A 19,558-nucleotide genomic window follows, 5' to 3' on the forward strand; every position below is an offset into this window, starting at 1 on the left:
TGATGATCCTGACCCGCGGCGACCACATGAACGCCCACGGCGGTACCAATACCCTGAAGATTCTCGAGGTGCAGTAAGCCATGAGCTCCCGTCCCAGCGAACCACGTCCGGCCCAGCAGGTCAGCCGCACCCTGCCCTCACGCAAGCGCATTGCGCTGATCGCCCACGACGGCAAGAAGGATGAAATGCTGGCCTGGGTCGAGCGCTGGCAGACGACGCTGGCCCAGCACCAGCTGGTGGGCACCGGCACTACCGCCAGACGAATTGCCAAGGAGCAGGGGCTGGAGGTAGAGGGGCTGATGAGCGGCCCGCTGGGCGGCGACCAGCAGATCGGCGCACGCATCACCGAGCAGCAGCTCGATCTGCTGATCTTTTTCTGGGATCCCTTCGCGCCGCAGCCCCACGACCCCGACGTCAAGGCACTGCTGCGCCTGGCCGCGCTATGGAACATCCCGGTGGCCTGCAACGCTGCCAGCGCCGACTTCCTGATTTCCTCCCCCTATGTCGATCAGGCAGTGGATATCGCCATCCCCGACGCCGGGGCCTGGGTCAGCGCCCGCGCTGATTGATCGGGACTTTGAAAGCATTCTTACGTCGCCAGTGTCTCTAAGCGAGGAGCGCCGGGGGCAGGCCGTCGAGGAGGTTTGCACCATGGGTGAGGAGCACTGCTCCGAACGGGCTGGCCATGGATGGCCAGCACCGGTCCTGCAAGCGGAGCAGGATGCGGGAGCGCTGCAGGGCGCAAGATAGCGCCCATGGATGGGTTTACAGCGCCTCCTCATAGGCCTGCCGACGGATTAGCTCCGAGTGATGCCGGGCCTGGTTCAGCGTCTACACCGACTGAGTCACTCTTTGTCGCTAGACTTGTCGGCTGTTGACTTACGGGCCCGCGGCTTGGCCGCTGGCTTTTTCTGCGTCGATGGCGCGTTCCCGGCCGGTGCTTCCTTCTTCACCGAAGCCGCTTTAACAGGCGCTGCCTCCTCGGCCGGCGCTGCGGCGGCGGGCTTGGGGGCAGGCGCTGGCCGCGCCTCGGCGAAGTAGCCGCGCACCTCCTCTAGCCGCTCGCTAACCCCCTCGGCCAGCGGACCGCTGGCCGCCAGTACGTGCTCAAGATGCTCGAGGTGCTCATCGATTTCGGCATTGCTGCAGCTGGTCAGTAGGGTCGGAATCGCCGCCAGTGCCCGCTTGCGGTCGAGCTTGAGGATAAAGAATTGATCGCGCACCAGCGCCTTGAAGTCGGCCAGCTGGAGCTCCGGCTCGAGTTCGGCCCGCGTCGCCTTGAGACGCTGGAAGTTACGCTCGTCGGTGGAAGGCGCGCCGCCCAGCACATAAATTAGCGCACGCATCACCGCCTCATGGCCACCACCCTGATCGATACGCTGGCACAGCTCGGCCTGGCGATTGTCGACGAAGCGACGATGTTCCGGCTCGATGCCAGGGCGGCGACGCAGCGGCTCGCCACCGATGCCGAGGCCAGCAACGGTCTGCAGCCAAGGCTGGCCGTACCAGCCCATGAACAGCTTCTCGGTCAGGCTATCGCGCAGCTCGCGGTAGGCGTCGAGACTGCTGCTGATATGGTCGCTGGCAACACTTTCGGCCATGCGCCAGGGGTTGTCCTGCGCGGCGACCTGCCGCTCTTCACGCACGCGATCTGCGAGCACCGGGACCGGCACCATCAGTGGGTTGCGATCTGAATACAGCTTGTAGGCCAGGCGAATCGGATGCATGCGGCGTATCCAGCGCGCCGCTTCAGGCGTCATCACCGCCTTGAGCCACGGCTGCAGCAACATCTGATACAGCCCCAGATTGATCTGCGAGACCCGCTCCACGGTAGCAAAGCGGCGGTCATCCTCTTCGTTGGGCTGCACGAACTCATCGAGATCGGCAACGTCACGCGGCGTAAACTCGAGCAGATAGTCGCCGTCGATGTGCGCGGCATCCTCGCCAGACGGCGCACGCTCGGTGACCTGGGTCTCGTAGAGCCCCGGCGGCAGCACGTCGATATAGTCCATGTTGGCAGTAAATTCGGTGTGCTCCTTGCGCGACACGCTCCCCGAGACGAAGATCCCCAGGTGGCCGGTGGTATCGTGCACACAGTAGACGATGGTCTGCTCGTGGGCGTAGATATCCTCGACGTCGGCGTAGAGGTCGCGCACCCAGCCCAGCGCCTGAGGCGGCGGCGTGATGTCGTCGCCCTTGGAGCAGAACACCACGATCGGCGAACGGATATTCCGCAAGTCGATACGCCGTCCGTCGCGGGTCGAGAGTCCGGCGGTACTCAGGCGATTGCCGATGAACAGGTTGTCGACGATATACTGGATTTCATCGGCCCCCAGCACCACATGGCCGCCCCACCAGCGCTCGAACTGCAGATAGCGCTCGGCCTCGCTGTCGACGTTGGCGTAGAGCCGGTACTGCTTGTCCCACAGGGTATTGGCCGGATTGAGCTTCTCGAAATTCTGCACCAGCAGCGCGCCGTCAAACAGCCCGGCCCCCAGATCACCGGCCAGCGCCGTCATCCAGCTGCCGCCGGTCATGCCGCCGGTGTAGCGCATCGGCGCCTTACCCCGTTCGCCGGCCCAGTAGGAGAGCGGCGCCCCGGCGATCAAAATGGGGCCGAACAGCTCGGGCTCCAGCGCCGCGGCCATCATGATCTGCCAGCCGGCCTGGCAGTTGCCGACCACCATGGGCTTCTCGGAGACATCGGAATGGCGGGCGATCACCTCGCGCAGAAAGGCGATCTCGGCGTCGACCACGTCTTCCACGGTCTGGCCCGGCTCAGGGAACGGCAGAAAACCGATGAAATAGCAGGGATGGCCGGCGCGCAGCGCCACGCCGATCTCGCTGTCGGGCTTGAAACCGCCGATGCCTGGGCCATGGCCAGCGCGAGGATCGACCACCACGAAGGGCCTGGCCTGTAAATCGACCTCTATGCCCGCCGGGGGCAGGATGCGCAGCAGCTCGTAGTTGACCGGACGCGGCAGGTCGCGGCCGTCGAGCAGCACTTCGGATTCGAACCCGAGCACGTTGGGCTTGGTCTGCTCCATATGCTCGAGATACTGGTTGCCCCGCTGGCGCATCACGTCAAGGTAGAGCACGCTGCGCTCGAGACTGTCACGCCAGTAGTCGACGCTGGCACGACCGATGCCGAGGGGATCGAACAGCGCAAGCGACGCATTCATCATGGAACTAGCGGCCGGTAGCATGGGATCACTCCATAGCGGCGAAAAAGGGTAGCGTCATCGCAGGTGCTCGGAATGGATGAGCGCTTCTTGCAAAGATCAGCTGCGATGACACAGATGGCAGTCAGTATGCCATCATGCTGCATTGCAATATAGCCTAGCCGCTGATCTTATCGCTCGCCAATCCGGCCGCATCACTCGATCTCGACCAGCACCTCGCCGGGCATCACCCGCTCGCCCTTGGCCACGTGCAGCGCCACCACCGTGCCGGCGCGGCGCGCATGCAGCTCGGTCTCCATCTTCATTGCCTCGGTAATCAGCACTGCCTGGCCCTCCTCGACGCGGTCCCCCACGGCGATCAGCACCTCGACGATGTTGCCCGGCATCGCAGTGGTTACGTGGCCGGCGCCGCTGGCGCGCGCACGGCCGCTTCCGGGGACCGGCTGGTAGCGGTCGCGGGGCTCGAACACCACCGCTTCTGGCATGCCATCCAGCGTCAGGTAGACCTGGCGGCGACCGCCGCGATCACGGCCCACCCCGGTAATCTGCACGTCGTAGGATTCGCCGTGCACGTCGATCACGAACTCGGTGGGGGTGCCCTCACTGACCGGCCGCTGACCGTCGCCCGCCGCCGGCAGCGGCTCCGGGATCAGGCTGCCGTCGCGGCGCCCCTGCAGGAAGTCACGACCGATATCGGGAAACAGCGCATAGGTCAGCACGTCCTCTTCACTCTCGGCAAGCGTGCCGATCGCCGCGCGAAAGCGCGCCATTTCGGGCGGCAGCAGATCCGCCGGGCGGCCCTGCTCGGCGGGCTCCTGCCCCACCGCACGGCGTCGCAGATCGGGGTCGGCCGGGGCCGGCGGTCGGCCATAGCCGCCAAGCAGATAGCGCTTGATCTCGTTGCTGATGGTCTTGTAACGCTCGCCGGTCAGCACGTTGATCACCGCCTGGGAGCCGATGAACTGCGAGGTGGGGGTGACCAGCGGCGGGTAGCCGAGGTCGGCGCGCACCCGCGGGATCTCGGCGAACACCTCGTTGATCCGCGACAGCGCATTCTGCTCGCGCAGCTGATGGGCGAGGTTCGACATCATCCCGCCGGGCACCTGGCTGACCAGTACGCCAATGTCCTCGCGGGTCACCTCACTTTCGAAGCCGGCGTACTGGCGGCGCACCTCACGCAACTGGTCACTGACTGCCTTGATCGCCTCGAGGTCAAGGCCGGTGTCGTAGTCGGTGTCCTGGAAGGTGGCCACCATGGCCTCGCTGGCCGGGTGACTGGCGCCGCCGGCAAAGGCCGCACAGCAGGTATCCAGGTGGCGGCAGCCGGCTTCCACGGCCTTGAGGTGGCACTGGGCGGCCAATCCCGAGGTGGCGTGGGCGTGCAGATGCACTGGGACCTCGACGGCATCGAGCAGCGCGGCAACCAGCTCGGCGGTGGCATAGGGCGTGAGCAGCCCGGCCATGTCCTTGATGGCAATGGAATCGGCCCCCATCGACTCGAGCCGGCGGGCATCCTTGACGTACATGGCCAGGTCGTGGACCGGGCTCTGGGTATAGCAGATCGCCCCCTGAGCGTGCTTGCCGGCGGCCTTGACCGCGGCCATGGCGGTTTCCAGGTTGCGCAGGTCATTGAGCGGGTCGAACAGTCGGAAGACATCGATGCCCCCCGCCGCGGCGCGCGCAACGAAGGCCTCGACCACGTCATCGGCGTAATGGCGGTAGCCGACCAGGTTCTGGCCGCGCAGCAGCATCTGCAGCGGGGTGTTGGGCAGCGCCGTCTTGAGCCGCTGCAGCCGCTCCCAGGGGTCCTCCTTGAGAAAGCGCACGCAGGCATCGAAGGTTGCCCCGCCCCAAACCTCGAGGGTCTCGAAGCCGATGGCATCCAGCGCCGGGCACACCGGCAGCATGTCATCCGTGCGCAGCCGCGTGGCGATCAGCGACTGGTGGCCGTCGCGCAGCACCATGTCACTCAAGCGCACGCGGGTATCGTCAGTGGCAGACATGTCACTCTCCGTGTCGATGGCGGGGGTCATAGGCCGGCATGGGCGGCAATGGCGGCGGCCACCACCAGCGCCACCTCGTCAGGGTTTCGCTTCACCGAGTAGTCGAGCAGCTCGGGATGGCGCAGCACGAAGCCGGTATCGAAGGCGCCGCGGCGAAAGTCGGGGTGCTTGAGGATTTCCTCGTAGAGCGGCGCGGTGGTCTTGATGCCCTGCAGACGCATGTCGTTGAGCGCACGCACGCCGCGGTCGAGCGTCTCCTCCCAGGTCATGCCCCATACGATCAGCTTAAGGCACAGGGCGTCGAAGTGCGGCGGCAGGCGATAGCCGGTGTAGATCGCGGTATCGGTGCGCACCCCGGGCCCGCCCGGCGCATAGTAGCGGGTGATGCGGCCGAACGAGGGCAGGAAGTCGTTCTTGGGATCTTCGGCATTGATGCGAAATTCGATGGCGTAGCCGTGGTGGCGAATATCCTCCTGGCGGAACGCCAGCTTGAGGCCATAGGCGATACGGATCTGTTCACGCACGATATCGACCCCGGTCACCGCCTCGCTGACGGTGTGCTCGACCTGGATGCGGGTGTTCATCTCCATGAAGTAGATCTCGTTGCCCCTGACCAGGAACTCCACGGTGCCGGCGTTCTCGTAGCCCACCAGGTGCGCCGCACGCACCGCCAACTGGCCGACATAGGCACGCTGTTCCGGGGTCAGCCGCGGGCTGGGCGCAATCTCCATCAGCTTCTGGTTACGACGCTGGATCGAGCAGTCGCGCTCGAACAGATGAATCACGCTGCCGTGACGGTCGGCCAGCACCTGCACCTCGATGTGCTGGCTGCCGACCAGGCACTTCTCGAGGAACAGCGCAGCGCTGGCGAAACGCGCACCGGCCTCCTCGCCCACTTGCTCCCAGGCCTGCTCGAGCTGGGCGGGGCTGTCGCAGCGCCGCAGGCCGCGCCCGCCACCGCCGTGGTTGGCCTTGAGCATCACCGGGTAGCCGAGCGATTCGGCCAGCGCCAGCGCCTCCTCAACGCTTGTCAGCGGTGCCCGTGAACCGGGCGTGACGGGGATCCCCGCCTCGCGCAGGATCTCCCGGGCGGCGCTCTTGTCGGCCATGCGCCCGATCACCTCGGCGTCGGGGCCGATGAAGGCGATGCCCGCCTGGGCACACAGTCGGGCGAAATCGGCCTGTTCGGCGAGAAAGCCGTAGCCGGGATGCAGCGCATCGCAGCCGGTCTCGCGGGCCAGATCGACCAGCCGCTGGGCGTCCAGATAGCCGTCCAGCGGATCGTCGCCGATGAAGTAGGCCTCATCGGCGCGTTTGACGTGCAGCGCGAAGCGATCCGGCTCGGTGTATACCGCCACCGAGCGGATGCCCATCTCGGCGCAGGCGCGCTCGATACGCACCGCGATCTCGCCGCGGTTGGCGATCAGCAGCTTGTGGAACATGGCGACCCACCCCGACAAAGTTGATAAGATTCTACAGGGCCTGTTGACGTTTCAGCGCCCTATTCTGTCATAACCGACACCGCTTGGACGCCCGATGACGCGACCCAGTCTGCTCAACCGCCTGACCTTCCGCCAGCTGCAAGTGTTTCAGGCCGTACATCGTCAGCAGTCCTATTCGCGGGCGGCAGAGCAGCTCGGCCTGACCCAACCCGCGGTCAGCGCGCAGATCCGCCAGCTGGAGCAGGCCCTCGAGCAGCCGCTGTTCAAGTATGCCGGCAAGACCCTGCATGTGCTGCCGGCCGCCGATGCCCTGGCGGCCTCGGTGCAGTCGATCTTTGGCCAGGTTTCGAGCCTGCAGATGGCGCTCTCGGAGATGGCCGGCAGCATACGCGGCGAGCTCAACCTGGCGGCGGTCTCTACCGCTCAGTACGTGGTGCCGTATATCCTGGCGCGCTTTCGCGCCCTCTACCCCGAGGTGCAGATCCGCCTGCGGGTATGCAACCGCGGCCAGGCCCTGGAACGCCTGGCCGAACGTCGCGACGACCTGGTGATCATGGGCATGGTGCCCGACGACCCCAACCTTACCTTCATGCCGATCCTCGACAACGAGATGATCCCGGTGGTGTGGCCCGAGCACCCGCTGATGCACAGCCCCCGCCCGACCCTGGACGACTTCGCCCACCACTATGTACTGATGCGCGAGCCCGGCTCCGGCACCCGCACCGCCTTCGAGGACTTCGCTTCCCGCGAGCGGGTCACGCTGGCCCATACCATCGAGATGGGCACCAACGAGGCGATCAAACAGGGCGTGATGGCGCACCTCGGCGTGGCGGTGCTGCCGCGCCTGGCGGTGCAGCTTGAGCTGGCCGGCGGACTGCTCGCCTCGCCAGCCCTGCCCGGCTTTCCACTGCGGCGTTCGTGGTGCACCGTCTACCCCAAGGACCGCCACCCCTCGCCGATCACCGAGCTGTTCCTGCGCTTCGTCCAGGAGCTGCTGCCAGAGCTCAATGCCCACTTTAGCGCCCCACTGACCCCGCGCCCCGGCCACTCGGTGGCCTGCCTGCCGATGACCGGATCCCAGGGAGGTTGATAAGCCCCAACCCCATCACACTGAACGGGTAAACGCCTGATAGATGTATTAGATAGCAGCACCGCTCGGGACTGATCCGGCGGTAGGCCTACGGGGAGGCGCTGTAAACCCATCCCTGGGCGCTAACTTGCGCCATCCATGGCGCAAACCTCCCCTTCGACCTACCCCCGGCGTCCCTCGCTATTTGCCCCTGAAGCAGCTCTGCGAAACACCGGGGCAGGCTGAATCCTCCCCCGACCTTATGCTAAAGTGGCGTCCATATTGGTTCGGGTGACGCCGCCCGGGCAGCGAACAGAGAGGCGCGAATCGCTATGAGCAACAAGCCGTCGCAAGCCGTGTCCAGCGGGGCCAAATTCCGCAACGAGCACGGCATGTCCGTGATCAAGGATGGCATCAAGCAGCGCAGGCAAAGCGAGCAACAGGAACCCCACGAGGGGGTCAGCAACGGCCGCAAGCCGCCCTGGCTGCGCATTCAGATCGCCGGCGGGGAGCGCTTCGAGGCGGTCAAGCGCAACGTCAGCGAGCACCGCCTGAGCACGGTGTGCGCCGAATCGCACTGTCCCAACATGGGCGAGTGCTGGAGCAACGGCACCGCCACCATCATGTTGATGGGCTCGGTGTGCACCCGCGCCTGCCGTTTCTGCGCCGTGGATACCGGCAACCCGCGCGGCTGGCTCGATCATGAGGAGCCGCAAAACACCGCCAAGTCAGTGGAGCTGATGGGGCTGCGCTACATCGTGCTAACCTCGGTGGACCGCGACGACCTCGACGACGGTGGCGCCAGTCACTACGCCGCCTGCGTCCGCGCCATCAAGGCACGCACGCCGGAAGTGGTGGTCGAGGCGCTGACGCCGGACTTCGACGGCGTCCATGACGCCATCGCCGACGTGGTGGACTCCGGCCTCGAGGTCTTCGCCCAGAACGTCGAGACCGTCGAGCGCCTCACCCAGCGCGTACGCGATCCCCGCGCCGGCTACCGCAAGACCCTCGATGTGTTGGCGTTCGCCAAGCGTCACAAGCCCGACGTGCTGACCAAGACCAGCCTGATGCTGGGCCTGGGCGAGACCGAGGAGGAGATACTGGCCACCTTCGATGACCTGCGCGAGATCGGCGTCGACATCGTGACCCTCGGCCAGTACCTGCGCCCGACCAAGAATCACCTGCCGGTGGAGCGCTGGGTCACGCCCGAGGAGTTCGAACGCTATCGTCAGCTAGGGCTGGAGAAGGGCTTTCTGGAGGTTGCCTCCGGGCCGCTGGTGCGCTCCAGCTACCGCGCCGATCAGGTCTTCGAGAAGAATAACCTGGGGCTCGCCGCCCCGGCCAAGGTACCCGGACAGCAGACGCCCGACGACAGCGGCCTGATCCCGGTCACGCCGGTAGGCTAAGTCCCAGCTGCCGCTGGCAGTGCCCAGGCAGTTCGCCGGGCGCTGCCCAGTCAAGATCCCGCCCCAGCTGCCTCCCCAGATGGTCCACCAGGCCGTGCGCCACGTCGTTGACATCGGGCGCCGCGGTGACCAGATCGCTGATACGCGTCATCGCCATGCCGGCATAGCCGCAGGGGTTGATCCGCGAAAACGGTGTGAGATCGACATCGACATTCAGCGCCACGCCGTGGAAGCTGGCACCGCGACGAATGCGCAGCCCCAGCGAGGCGATCTTGGCCTCTCCGACGTAGACCCCGGGGGCATCCGCCCGCGCCGCCGCCGTGATGCCGAGATCGTCCAGCACCCCGACCACCGCCTGCTCCAGGGCTGTCACCAGTTCGCGGACCCCGAGACGCGTGCGTCGCACATCGAGCAGCGGATAGACCACCAGCTGGCCGGGGCCATGATAGGTGACCTGGCCGCCGCGGTCGGTCTGCACTACCGGGATGTCGCCGGGCATCAGCAGGTGCTCGGGCTTACCGGCCTGACCCTGGGTGAACACCGGGTCATGCTCCACCACCCAACACTGATCGGGCGTGTCAGCGTCGCGGCCGTCGGTCAGCTCGCGCATGGCCCGCCACACCGGCAGGTAGGGCTGGCGCCCCAGGCGGAAGACCTGGATCGGTGCGGCGGGATGCTCGCTCATTTACAGCACCATGTGTACGCGGCCGGTGGCCTTGAGCTCGGCGAACAGCGCCTCGAGCTGGGGCTTGCCGGTGGCGATGATGGTCAGGCGCACCGACTGGAACTTGCCGTTGCGGCTGTCGACGACGCGGACCGACTTACGGTCGAAGCCTGGCGCATGGGTTTCCACCACCTCGACCACGGTGTCGTGGAAGTCATCGGCGGCATCGCCGACGATCTTCAGCGAGTAGTCGCAGGGAAATTCAACGCGCGGAGCCGGCGCGGACGTCGCCGGGGTGTCGAGACGCAGGTCTCGCAGGGGCTTGTCGGCCATGATGATAGGTACTCGAAACGGAGGTTTCGCACCATTTTACGCAACCGCAAGGCTGCGACCAAGGGCGCGACACGCTGACAACAGGCACGACGGCCCCAGAAGGAGCCGCCGCGATGCGTCATCGATCAGCCGAACAGGCCGCTGATGAATTGGCGCACCATGTCGAAGACACGCTTGAAGATGCCACCCTGCTCGACGCTCTCCAGGGCTACCAGCGGGCGCTCGCCGAGCACCTCGTCGCCCAGCTTGACCTCCAGAGTGCCGAGCTGATCGCCGGCGGCCACCGGCGCAGTGATATCACCACGCAGGTTGAGGCGTGCAGTGAGCTCATCACTGCGGCCACGCGGCACGGTCATCTTGACATCACTATCGACACCGACCCGCACCTCGTTCTGCGCACCACCCCAGATCCGCGGCGTCTCGAGCACCGAACCGGCCTCATAGAGATTGAGGGTCTCGAAGTAGCGGAAGCCGTAGCTGAACAGCTTCTGGGTCTCCTGGGCGCGGGCCTCTTCGGAGTTGGTCCCCATCACCACCGAGATCAGGCGCATGTCGTCGCGCTTGGCCGAGGCCACCAGCCCGTAGCCGGCCTCGGTGGTCCAGCCGGTCTTGAGGCCATCAACCGTATTATCGCGCCACAGCAGGCGGTTGCGATTGGGCTGACGAATGTCGTTGTAGTCGAAGTAGCGCTCAGCGTAGATCGCGTAGTGCTCGGGGTAGTCGTTGATGATGTACTGCGACAGCAGCGCCATGTCCCGCGCCGAGGAGTACTGCTCGGGGTCGGGCAGCCCGGTGGCATTGGCGAAGCTGGTATTGTGCAGCCCCAGGCGCTGGGCGTGCTGGTTCATCAGATCGGCGAACGGCTGCTCGCCGCCGGCCAGGTGCTCGGCCACGGCGACGCTGGCATCGTTGCCCGAGGCAATGACGATGCCGTAGAGCAGATCACGGATCGATACCTCGGTATCGACTTCGATGAACATCTTCGAGCCCCCGGTGCGCCAGGCATTCTCGCTGACCCGCACCATGTCATCCATGCTGATGTTGCCCCGATCGAGTTCACGCTCCACCAGGTAGGCGGTCATCAGCTTGGTGAGACTGGCCGGCGGCAGCCGCTCGTCGGCATTGTGCTCGATCAGCACCTCGCCGCTGTCGGCATCCATCAGGAACCACGACTTGGCCGCCAGCTGTGGCGGCGAGGGAATCATGGTCTGGGGGCTGGGCTGCTGGGCCTGGGCCGACACGCCAAGGGTCATCACTCCTAGGCTGGTCAGACCGGCAGCGGCCAACGGAAGCATCGTGCGACGCAAACCGGACAACAAGGCAAACACTTTCATTACACCCACTCTCAAAGAAGAAACGTCACAAGATTCACGACCCGACTCGGGTCAGTCATTGATCACCAAGGTCTGCTCGAATCCCGCGCGGCGCAATTCGTCGCGTAGCGGCTCGACCCGGCTGGCATCGCTCACCGGCCCGACCTGGACGCGATGCACGCTGGCATCGCTGGCCACCCGCACCGGCTGGTTCAGTTCACTCTGCAGCCGCGACTTGAGCGCCTCGGCGTTGCTCACCGAGCCCAGTGCCGCAACCTGCAGGTAGACCGCCGCATCCCCCGCCGCCCCATTATCAGACGCTGGCGTCGCTGCAACTTCACGGGCGGGGGAAACGCTCGACGCCGGGGCTTGCGAGGCGACCTGCTCGGCAACGTCGCGGGCCGGGCGCTCGACCTCGGCCACTTGGCTCGATCCATTGCCGCGATTCTGCTGCCAGGCGACCGGATCGATAGCCTCGACGCGCACCTTGCCGGTACCACTGTCCAGGATATCCAGCCTTGCGGCCGCCGCATAGGAGAGATCGATCTCGCGGTTGTCGTGGAATGGCCCACGGTCGTTGACCCGCACAATCACCGAGCGGCCGTTGTCGACGCTGGTCACCCGGACGAAGCTGGGCAGCGGCAGCGAGCGATGCGCGGCGGTCATCAGGTACATGTCATAGATCTCGCCGTTGGCGGTAGCGTAACCGTGGAACTTCTCACCGTACCAGGAGGCGATACCCTGGTTGGAGTAGCCCACCTCATCGGAGAGCACCTGGTAGGTCTCTCCCCACACTTCATAGGTGGGGCGATTGCCACCCCGTGAGCGCGGTTCGACCCGTGGCTCGGCATCCGGCACGTTGGACACGTCCGGCGGCAGGTCGGGGTAGGCATCACGGCTCATCGAATAGCGACCGCTGGCGGTGCTGGTGGCATCGCTGCTTGTCGAGGATCCGGTGTCAGGGCTGCTGGCGGCACGCTGGGTACCGCTGCCGCCGCTGCTGGCACAGCCGGCCACCAGTAGCAAGATGGCCAGCGTGCTCGTCGCGCGCGTCAGCTGTCGTCCCGGGACCATGCGCCCTCCTCGTAGGCTTCGGCAATCCGTTCGGCCAGTTCGGTCACCGCCATGGCATACAGATGGCTGTGATTGTAGCGGGTGATCACGTAAAAATTGTGATGCCCAAGGCGGTAGTAGTAGCCGACCTCGTCGCTATCTTCCGCACGCAAATAGTCGAACGCCAGCGGAATCACCTGATCCGGCACGTTGGCGTCATGCTCCGGCACTATGCCGACATCGGCGAGTTCATCCAGGCCCGCATAGGGCGGGCGAGTGGCATTGAATTCGATGCCGTCGGGCAGGCTGTCGGGGCCGCTGGCCTCGCTGAGAATGGCCTCATCGCCGCGCCAGCCGTGTTCGGCAAAGTAGTTGCCGACGCTGCCGATGGCATCCACTGGGTTGGTCCACAGGTCGCGAATGTCGTCGCCATCGAAGTCCACCGCGTAGGCACGGTAGCTGGTCGGGATGAACTGCGGATAGCCCATGGCACCGGCATAGGAACCATACAGCGAGCCGGGTTCGACGCCCTCGTCATGGGCGATTTCGAGGAATGCGGCCAACTCACCGTGGAAAAACCGGTGGCGGCTGGGGTGGTGAAAGCCCAGCGTCGACAACGAGTCGAGCACGCGATGACGGCCGGTAAACTGGCCGTACTTGGTCTCGACCCCGATGATCGCGGCGATCATCTCCGGCGGCACGCCATACGCCACTTCGGCGCGCTCGAAGGCGTCCCGGTGGGCGTCGATAAAGGCCGCGCCCTGCAGGATGCGGTCGCGCTGCAGGAAGATCTCGCGGTACTCGTCCCAGCGCAGGCGTCGCTCGGCGGCCCCTTCCATGGCGTCGAGCACCTCCTGGCTGAAGTCGGCCTGGCGCATCGCGGCTTCGGCCCAGTCGCGTGGCACCCCCCGCTCATCGAGCTGGTCGATCAGTGCGGCGACGTCGTCGCGGGACGCCGGATCGAAATCGCCGGCGAAGCTCACCGACGCCATCAGTGACAGGCCCACTGCGGCCAGCACGCCGTGCGCGCCCCTTCCCTGAATTGCAGACACCGTCATCGGTCAGGCTGCTCCTTGCTGAATCATTCGGTGTAACGCCGCCTCAGCGAGGCAGCAGGCGGCGGTGGGCATGAATTGACATGAGAATACCGAAACCGGCCAGCAAGGTCACGCTGGAGGTGCCCCCATAGCTGACCAGCGGCAGCGGCACGCCGACCACCGGCAGGATACCGCTGACCATGCCCACGTTGACGAACACATAAATGAAGAAGGTCAGCACGATACTGCCCGCCAGCAGGCGGCCGAAACAGTCCTGGGCGGCATTGGCCAGCCATAGCCCGCGGACGATGACCAGCAGGTAGAGCGTCAGCACCACCAGCATGCCGACCAGGCCGAACTCCTCGCCAAGCACTGCGACGATGAAGTCGGTATGCCGCTCGGGCAGGAACTCGAGCTGCGACTGCGTGCCCTGCAGCCAGCCCTTGCCGAGCAGTCCACCGCTGCCGATGGCGGTGGTCGACTGAATGATGTTCCACCCGGCGCCTAGCGGGTCGCTCTCGGGGTTGAGAAAGGTCAACACGCGCTGGCGCTGGTAGTTGTGCATGTTGATCCACAGCAGCGGCAGTGCCGCGCCGGCCAGCGCCACCAGAAACGCAATGAAGCGCCACGACAGCCCGGCCAGCAAGATCACGAACACCGCAGCACAAATCACCAGCAGCGAGGTGCCGAGGTCCGGCTGGCGCGCGATCAGCAGCACCGGTATCGCCATGATCAGGCCGCATACCAGCAGGTCGGTCCATTTCGGCGGCAGCTCGCGCCGACACAGGTAGGCGGCAAGCATCATCGGCATCGCCAGCTTCATCAATTCAGAGGGCTGAAAGCGCACCACCCCGGGAATCACCAGCCAGCGCTGAGCGCCCATGCCCATGTCGCCCATCACCTCTACCGCGATCAGCATCGCCAGCGCCGCGCCATACAGCAGCGGCGCCCAGCGCAATAGCGTGGTGGGCGACAGCCGCGCCAGCACCATCAGCACCACCAGCCCCAGGCCGAAGCGGGTGGCCTGGGCGATCACCGTTTCGAGGCGCTGACCGCTGGCACTGTACAGCACCAGCAGACCGGCCCCCATCAGCACCAGCAGCAGCAGCAGAATCCACGGATCGATGCGCAGCTTGGTCCACACGCTCTTGCGCCGCGACATGCCGCTCTCGGGCGGGCGCACCGGATGGCCACGCAGGCCGCGGGTAATATCACCCAGCATCATGAGCATCCTTTCTGGGCATCAGTTGCCTGCCACACTGGCGTCGTCGTTTTCCATCTCTTCGCGCAGCTCCTCGACGTCCGGCTCTTCATCATCGAGCAGCCAGGCATCGCTCATCGCCCGCGCCAGGTGGGCGGCGTGGGTGCTGCCGCCGCCGGCATTCTCGACGATCACCGAGACCGCGATCTGCGGATCCTCGAGCGGCGCATAGGCGACGAACAACGCGTGGTCGCGCAGGCGCTCGGCGAGTTCGTCGGCATCGTAGCGCTGATCCTGGCCCAGCGAGAATACCTGGGCAGTCCCCGACTTGCCGCCCATGCGGTAGTCGAGCCCGACCCCGGTGCGGCGAGCGGTCCCCTCACTGCCGCTCAGCACCTTCTCGGCGCCGGAGAATACCTTGTCCCACCATGCCTCGTTGTCGAGCACGATATCGCCGAGGGTCTCGGGCAGCACCGTCTGCTGCTCCTGATCGCCGATGCGTTTGGCCAGGCGCGGCTTGACCCACTTGCCGCGGTTGGCCAGCACCCCGGTGGCGGCGGCGAGCTGCAGCGGCGTGACCTGCCAGTAGCCCTGGCCGATGCCCACCGAGATGGTCTCGCCCGGGTACCAGGGCTGGTTGAAGCGTCCGCGCTTCCAGTCGCGCGACGGCATCAGGGCAGCACTCTCACCAAACACGTCGTGCCCGACGCGCTGGCCGAAGCCGAACGCGGTCATCTGCTCATGCAGGCGATCGATGCCCATCTCGTGGGCCAGGGTGTAGTAGTAGGTGTTGTTGGAGACTTCGATGGAGCGTTCCATGTCGACCCGGCCGTGCCCCCAGCGCAGCCAGTTGCGGTAGCGGCGAGTATCCCCCGGCAGCTGGAAGTAACCGGGGTCGTTGATTACCCGATTGGGGGTGATCACCCCTTCGGCGAGCCCGGCGATGGCCAGAAACGGCTTGATGGTGGAGCCCGGCGGATACTGACCACGGATCGCGCGGTTGAACAGCGGCAGATCCGGGTCCTCCTGCAGCGCCCGATAGGAGGCGACGTCGATACCGGTGACGAAGCGGTTGCTATCGAACCCCGGCGCCGACACCATCGCCAGGATCTCACCGCTGCCCGGCTCGATGGCGACGATCGAGCCGCGCCGCCCGTCGAGCAGCTCGTAGGCCAGCTTCTGCATATCGCGATCGATGGTCAGGGTCAGGTTCTCACCGGGCACCGGATCGGTGCGTCCTAGCTCACGCAGCACCCTGCCGCGGGCGTTGGTCTCGACCTTGCGCAAGCCGGCCTGGCCGTGCAGCACATCCTCGTAATAGCGCTCGACACCGGTCTTGCCGATGAAGTGCGTGCCGGCGTAGTTACCGGGATCCAGCGTCGCCAGCTCCTCGGCGTTGATGCGTCCCACATAGCCCAGCGCATGGGACAGCATCTCGGCGTCCGGGTAGTAGCGCAGCAGCTGCGCCTCGACCTCGACCCCCGGCAGGCGGTGGCGATTGAGCGCCAGGTGGGCGATCTGCTCCTCCTCGAGATCACTCATCAACAGCGCCGGCTGGAACGGTCGGGTACGCTGCCGCGAGCGCTCCCGAAACGCCTCGACGCCCTCTTCAGGCAGTGCCAGCAGCTCGACCAGCAGATTGAGGGTGGCATCCAGGTCCTCGACCCGTTCGCGCACCAGCATCAGGTTGTAAGTGGGGCGATTCTCGGCCAGCAGCTGGCCGTTGCGATCGTAGATCAGTCCACGGGTGGGCGGCAGCGGCTCGACCCGCACGCGGTTCTGCTCCGAGCGGGTGATATAGACCTCGTGCTGGGCCACCTGCAGGTAGGCCAGACGCCCCATCAGCGTCGCGGTAAGCGCCACCACCAGCAGCAGCGCCAGCAGCGAGCGGATTCGGAAGATACGCACTTCCTGATGCGTGTTCTTGAGTACCTGGCGACGATCACGCATGGGGCGAACTCGGAATATAAAACAAGAAAGACCTCAGCGGTGGTAGGGATGCCCTACCAGCAGCGTCCAGGCGCGATACAGTTGCTCGGCGAGCAGGATGCGCACCAGCGGGTGCGGCAGGGTCAACGGCGACAAAGACCAGCGCTGGTCGGCGCGCGCCGAGAGCCCCGGCTCGATACCATCCGGGCCACCCACCAGCAGCGCGACATCACGTCCGGCGAGGCGCCAGTCGGCAGCCTGTTCGGCGAGCTGCTCGGTGCTCCAGGGCTTGCCAGAGACCTCCAGCGCGACCAGATGCTCAGTGCCCTTGAGCCGCTCGCGCATGCGCTCCCCCTCGCTGGCCACGGCACGCGCGATGTCGGCATTCTTGCCGCGCGCGCCCGGCGCGATCTCGATGATCTCGAGGCTGAAGTCGCGCGGCAGGCGCTTGCGGTACTCGCCAACGCCCTGCTCCACCCAGCTCGGCATCTTGGTGCCCACCGCCAGCAGCTTGAGCTTCACACACGCTCCCCGCGCACCTCGATATCGCCATCGCTGGGCAGGTCCGACCACAGTCGCTCGAGGTCGTAGAGGCGCCGGGTCTCGACCAGCATTACGTGCACCACCAGCTCGCCGAGATCCACCAGCACCCAGTCGGAGCCGGCCTGTCCCTCGACGCCCAGCGGCTGCAGCCCACTCTCCTTGGCGGCCTCCACGACGCGGTTGGCCAGCGCCGCGACATGTCGCGTGGAGGTGCCGCTGGCCACCACCATCAGGTCCGTCACGCTGGTCAGGCGCGACACATCCAGGGTGGCGATATCCTGCCCCTTGAGGGACTCGAGGGCATCGATCACCCGTGTCTTGAGGTCGTCAATCTGCATAGTGTCTGAGGGGCTCCTGGTGCGTATCGGGAATCACGGTCGTTGTCCCGTCATTCTACCGTTCGTGGCGGTAGAGGCCCAGTGCCATGATCTCCCGCTCCACCGCCTCGGGAAGCAGGTAACGCACCGAACCCCCGTGGCGCAGGCGCTCACGCACCGCAGTGGCAGAGATCGCCATGCGTGACTCGAGCGACAGCCGCAGCAGCCCACCGGCCGGCGCGGCGAACAGCGCCGCCGGGTCATCGACCTCGCGTCCGTCGATCAGTTCACGCAGCGCCGGCGCAAGCGGCTGGTAGTGATCAGGGCGCTCGAGCACCACCAGATGCGCCAACGCAAACAGCCGCTGTGGCTGGTGCCAGTCGGCGAGCTTGAGAAACGCATCGTGACCCAGCGCCATCACCAGCCGCGCCTGCTCACCGTATTCGTCACGCAGGCTGGCCAGGGTATCGGCAGAATAGGAGGGGCCGTCGCGGTGGATCTCGCGGTCATCGGCATGCAGCCGCGGCGTATCGCCGATCCCCAACCGCAGCAGCGCCAACCGCTGGTGACCGGGCAGCCCCGGCGCGCCACGCAGCGGCGGTCGCTGTGCCGGGATCATATGCACCCGATCGAGGTCGAGCGCCTCGGCCAGCTCCACGGCACTGCGCAGATGGCCCAGGTGCACCGGGTCGAAGGTCCCGCCGAGCATCGCGACCCGCGGCGGGGACACCGAATCACTCACGAATGTGTCCATCCCCGAATACCACGTACTTGCGGGTGGTGAGCCCCTCGAGCCCCACCGGGCCACGCGCATGCAGCTTGTCGGTGGAGATGCCGATCTCGGCCCCCAGGCCATACTCGAAGCCGTCGGCAAAACGCGTCGAGGCGTTGACCATCACCGAGCTGGAGTCGACCTCGGCCATGAAGCGTCGTGCCAGCGCATACTGCTCGGTAACGATGGCGTCGGTATGCTGCGAGCCGTAGCGCTCGATATGGGCCATGGCCGCGTCGATGCCATCGACCACGCGGATCGCCAGCACCGGGGCCAGGTACTCGGCCTGCCAGTCCTCTTCGCGGGCCTCGGCGGCATCGGGGAGGATCTCCCGGGTACGCGGGCAGCCGCGCAGCTCGACGTGGTGATCGGCGTAGGCGGCAGCGAGCCGCGGCAGCAGCTCGGCTGCCAGCGGCGCATCGACCAGCAGCGTCTCCATGGTGTTGCAGGTGCCGTAGCGGTGCGTCTTGGCATTGACCGCGATGGCCAACGCCTTGTCACGATCGGCCGTGGCATCGATATAGACATGACAGACGCCATCGAGGTGCTTGATCACCGGCACCCGCGCCTCGCGGGAGATACGCTCGATCAGCGACTTGCCGCCGCGGGGGATGATCACGTCGACATACTCGGGCATGGCGATCAGCCGTCCGACTGCGGCGCGATCGGTTGTGGCCACCACCTGCACTGCCGCCTCGGGCACCCCGGCCTCGGCCAGCCCCGCCTGCAGGCAGGCAGCGATGGCCGCATTGCTGTCACGCGCCTCGGAGCCGCCGCGCAGGATGCAGGCGTTGCCCGCCTTGAGGCACAGGCTGGCCGCCTCGACGGTAACGTTGGGGCGCGATTCGTAGATGATGCCGATCACGCCCAGCGGCACACGCATCTGGCCGACCTGGATGCCGCTGGGCCGATAACGCAGGCCATCCACCTCGCCTACCGGGTCAGGCAGCGCGGCGACCTGCTGCAGACCGTCGATGATCGCATCGATACGCGCGTCGTTGAGTGCCAGACGGTCGAGCAGCGCCGCATCCAGTCCGTTGTCGCGACCACGCGCCAGATCCGCAGTGTTGGCCTCCAGCAGCCGTGGTCGTGCCTGTTCGAGCTCTTTCGCGGTGGCCAGCAGTGCGGCATTCTTGCGCGCAGTATCGAGGCGGCGCAGCGTGGTACTGGCAGTGCGGGCCTGCTGGCCCAGCTGATCCATGTAGGCAACGACATCGGTGATGGCAGCGGTGTGTTCTGACATGCCCTGACGTGACTCCTGTTAAGACCGTGCGGTGACGATGACCGACGAGGT

General features: G+C 66.1%; 17 protein-coding genes. 3 read left to right on the forward strand and 14 right to left on the reverse strand.

The genetic code is table 11. The features are described 5' to 3' along the window. The first annotated feature begins 80 nt into the window (after positions 1-80). Positions 81-569 carry a methylglyoxal synthase gene (locus tag BLT16_RS18520; protein WP_089660288.1) on the forward strand — a complete coding sequence of 163 codons (489 nt, stop codon included), beginning with the start codon at positions 81-83 and terminating at the stop codon, positions 567-569. A gap of 276 nt (positions 570-845) precedes the next feature. On the opposite strand, the gene BLT16_RS18525 is transcribed toward BLT16_RS18520, so the two are convergent. From BLT16_RS18525 to BLT16_RS18535, 3 genes are all read right to left on the reverse strand, one after another. Then, a complete protein-coding gene (locus BLT16_RS18525; RefSeq protein WP_089660290.1) occupies positions 846-3,206 on the reverse strand; it encodes a DUF3141 domain-containing protein in 2,361 nt (786 codons plus the stop codon). Between the two features lie 170 nt (positions 3,207-3,376). Next, the gene (gene oadA / locus BLT16_RS18530) at positions 3,377-5,185 is read right to left on the reverse strand and encodes a sodium-extruding oxaloacetate decarboxylase subunit alpha (RefSeq protein ID WP_089660292.1); all 1,809 of its coding nucleotides are present in this window, start codon (positions 5,183-5,185) and stop codon (positions 3,377-3,379) included. Between the two features lie 26 nt (positions 5,186-5,211). Further along, the gene (locus BLT16_RS18535; RefSeq protein WP_089660294.1) at positions 5,212-6,627 is read right to left on the reverse strand and encodes an acetyl-CoA carboxylase biotin carboxylase subunit; all 1,416 of its coding nucleotides are present in this window, start codon (positions 6,625-6,627) and stop codon (positions 5,212-5,214) included. 94 nt (positions 6,628-6,721) lie between these two features. Here BLT16_RS18535 and BLT16_RS18540 point away from each other — a divergent pair, with 94 nt between their 5' ends. After that, entirely contained in the window at positions 6,722-7,717 is a 996-nt protein-coding gene (locus tag BLT16_RS18540; protein ID WP_089660296.1) for a LysR family transcriptional regulator, read from the forward strand. Between the two features lie 311 nt (positions 7,718-8,028). After that, positions 8,029-9,102, forward strand: a complete 1,074-nt coding sequence (gene lipA, locus BLT16_RS18545) for a lipoyl synthase (protein WP_089660298.1) — start codon at positions 8,029-8,031, stop codon at positions 9,100-9,102. Here lipA and lipB read toward each other — a convergent pair. The 11 genes from lipB to BLT16_RS18600 form a co-directional block, all read right to left on the reverse strand. Then, the gene (gene lipB, locus BLT16_RS18550; RefSeq protein WP_089660300.1) at positions 9,086-9,787 is read right to left on the reverse strand and encodes a lipoyl(octanoyl) transferase LipB; all 702 of its coding nucleotides are present in this window, start codon (positions 9,785-9,787) and stop codon (positions 9,086-9,088) included. The genes lipA and lipB overlap by 17 nt on opposite strands. Then, positions 9,788-10,099: an HP0495 family protein gene (locus tag BLT16_RS18555; protein WP_089660302.1), complete on the reverse strand. Its 312-nt coding sequence runs from the start codon at positions 10,097-10,099 to the stop codon at positions 9,788-9,790. 125 nt (positions 10,100-10,224) lie between these two features. Then, positions 10,225-11,433, reverse strand: a complete 1,209-nt coding sequence (locus BLT16_RS18560) for a D-alanyl-D-alanine carboxypeptidase family protein (RefSeq protein ID WP_089660304.1) — start codon at positions 11,431-11,433, stop codon at positions 10,225-10,227. A gap of 51 nt (positions 11,434-11,484) precedes the next feature. Next, positions 11,485-12,486, reverse strand: coding sequence for a septal ring lytic transglycosylase RlpA family protein (locus BLT16_RS18565; RefSeq protein ID WP_089660306.1), 1,002 nt, complete (start codon positions 12,484-12,486; stop codon positions 11,485-11,487). Further along, the gene (mltB, locus tag BLT16_RS18570) at positions 12,465-13,523 is read right to left on the reverse strand and encodes a lytic murein transglycosylase B (protein ID WP_089660308.1); all 1,059 of its coding nucleotides are present in this window, start codon (positions 13,521-13,523) and stop codon (positions 12,465-12,467) included. Before mltB ends, BLT16_RS18565 begins: the two co-directional genes overlap by 22 nt. Positions 13,524-13,566: 43 nt before the next feature. Next, positions 13,567-14,724 (reverse strand): rod shape-determining protein RodA, encoded by a 1,158-nt coding sequence (gene rodA, locus BLT16_RS18575; RefSeq protein WP_089660310.1) that lies wholly within the window; start codon positions 14,722-14,724, stop codon positions 13,567-13,569. Positions 14,725-14,745: 21 nt separating this feature from the next. After that, a complete protein-coding gene (gene mrdA / locus BLT16_RS18580; protein WP_089660312.1) occupies positions 14,746-16,653 on the reverse strand; it encodes a penicillin-binding protein 2 in 1,908 nt (635 codons plus the stop codon). 33 nt (positions 16,654-16,686) lie between these two features. Next, positions 16,687-17,154 (reverse strand): 23S rRNA (pseudouridine(1915)-N(3))-methyltransferase RlmH, encoded by a 468-nt coding sequence (gene rlmH / locus BLT16_RS18585; protein WP_089660313.1) that lies wholly within the window; start codon positions 17,152-17,154, stop codon positions 16,687-16,689. Beyond that, complete coding sequence (rsfS, locus tag BLT16_RS18590) at positions 17,151-17,513, reverse strand: ribosome silencing factor (RefSeq protein WP_089660316.1); 363 nt, start codon at positions 17,511-17,513, stop codon at positions 17,151-17,153. The genes rlmH and rsfS overlap by 4 nt, the downstream gene beginning before the upstream one ends. Positions 17,514-17,568: 55 nt before the next feature. Continuing rightward, positions 17,569-18,246 carry a nicotinate-nucleotide adenylyltransferase gene (nadD, locus tag BLT16_RS18595; protein ID WP_089660318.1) on the reverse strand — a complete coding sequence of 226 codons (678 nt, stop codon included), beginning with the start codon at positions 18,244-18,246 and terminating at the stop codon, positions 17,569-17,571. Next, positions 18,227-19,507, reverse strand: a complete 1,281-nt coding sequence (locus BLT16_RS18600) for a glutamate-5-semialdehyde dehydrogenase (protein ID WP_089660320.1) — start codon at positions 19,505-19,507, stop codon at positions 18,227-18,229. Before BLT16_RS18600 ends, nadD begins: the two co-directional genes overlap by 20 nt. Between the last annotated feature and the right edge of the window lie 51 nt (positions 19,508-19,558).

The sequence above is a fragment of the Franzmannia pantelleriensis genome (assembly GCF_900102875.1).
In the GTDB taxonomy this organism is placed as follows: domain Bacteria; phylum Pseudomonadota; class Gammaproteobacteria; order Pseudomonadales; family Halomonadaceae; genus Franzmannia; species Franzmannia pantelleriensis.

Excerpts from the sequence above, each read along its gene's own strand:
- BLT16_RS18520 (WP_089660288.1), top strand. The coding sequence starts at position 81 with ATGAGCTCCCGTCCCAGCGAACCACGTCCGGCCCAGCAGGTCAGCCGC.
- BLT16_RS18525 (WP_089660290.1), bottom strand. The coding sequence starts at position 3,206 with ATGCTACCGGCCGCTAGTTCCATGATGAATGCGTCGCTTGCGCTGTTC.
- oadA (WP_089660292.1), bottom strand. The coding sequence starts at position 5,185 with ATGTCTGCCACTGACGATACCCGCGTGCGCTTGAGTGACATGGTGCTG.
- BLT16_RS18535 (WP_089660294.1), bottom strand. The coding sequence starts at position 6,627 with ATGTTCCACAAGCTGCTGATCGCCAACCGCGGCGAGATCGCGGTGCGT.
- BLT16_RS18540 (WP_089660296.1), top strand. The coding sequence starts at position 6,722 with ATGACGCGACCCAGTCTGCTCAACCGCCTGACCTTCCGCCAGCTGCAA.
- lipA (WP_089660298.1), top strand. The coding sequence starts at position 8,029 with ATGAGCAACAAGCCGTCGCAAGCCGTGTCCAGCGGGGCCAAATTCCGC.
- lipB (WP_089660300.1), bottom strand. The coding sequence starts at position 9,787 with ATGAGCGAGCATCCCGCCGCACCGATCCAGGTCTTCCGCCTGGGGCGC.
- BLT16_RS18555 (WP_089660302.1), bottom strand. The coding sequence starts at position 10,099 with ATGGCCGACAAGCCCCTGCGAGACCTGCGTCTCGACACCCCGGCGACG.
- BLT16_RS18560 (WP_089660304.1), bottom strand. The coding sequence starts at position 11,433 with ATGAAAGTGTTTGCCTTGTTGTCCGGTTTGCGTCGCACGATGCTTCCG.
- BLT16_RS18565 (WP_089660306.1), bottom strand. The coding sequence starts at position 12,486 with ATGGTCCCGGGACGACAGCTGACGCGCGCGACGAGCACGCTGGCCATC.
- mltB (WP_089660308.1), bottom strand. The coding sequence starts at position 13,523 with ATGACGGTGTCTGCAATTCAGGGAAGGGGCGCGCACGGCGTGCTGGCC.
- rodA (WP_089660310.1), bottom strand. The coding sequence starts at position 14,724 with ATGCTGGGTGATATTACCCGCGGCCTGCGTGGCCATCCGGTGCGCCCG.
- mrdA (WP_089660312.1), bottom strand. The coding sequence starts at position 16,653 with ATGCGTGATCGTCGCCAGGTACTCAAGAACACGCATCAGGAAGTGCGT.
- rsfS (WP_089660316.1), bottom strand. The coding sequence starts at position 17,513 with ATGCAGATTGACGACCTCAAGACACGGGTGATCGATGCCCTCGAGTCC.
- nadD (WP_089660318.1), bottom strand. The coding sequence starts at position 18,246 with ATGGACACATTCGTGAGTGATTCGGTGTCCCCGCCGCGGGTCGCGATG.
- BLT16_RS18600 (WP_089660320.1), bottom strand. The coding sequence starts at position 19,507 with ATGTCAGAACACACCGCTGCCATCACCGATGTCGTTGCCTACATGGAT.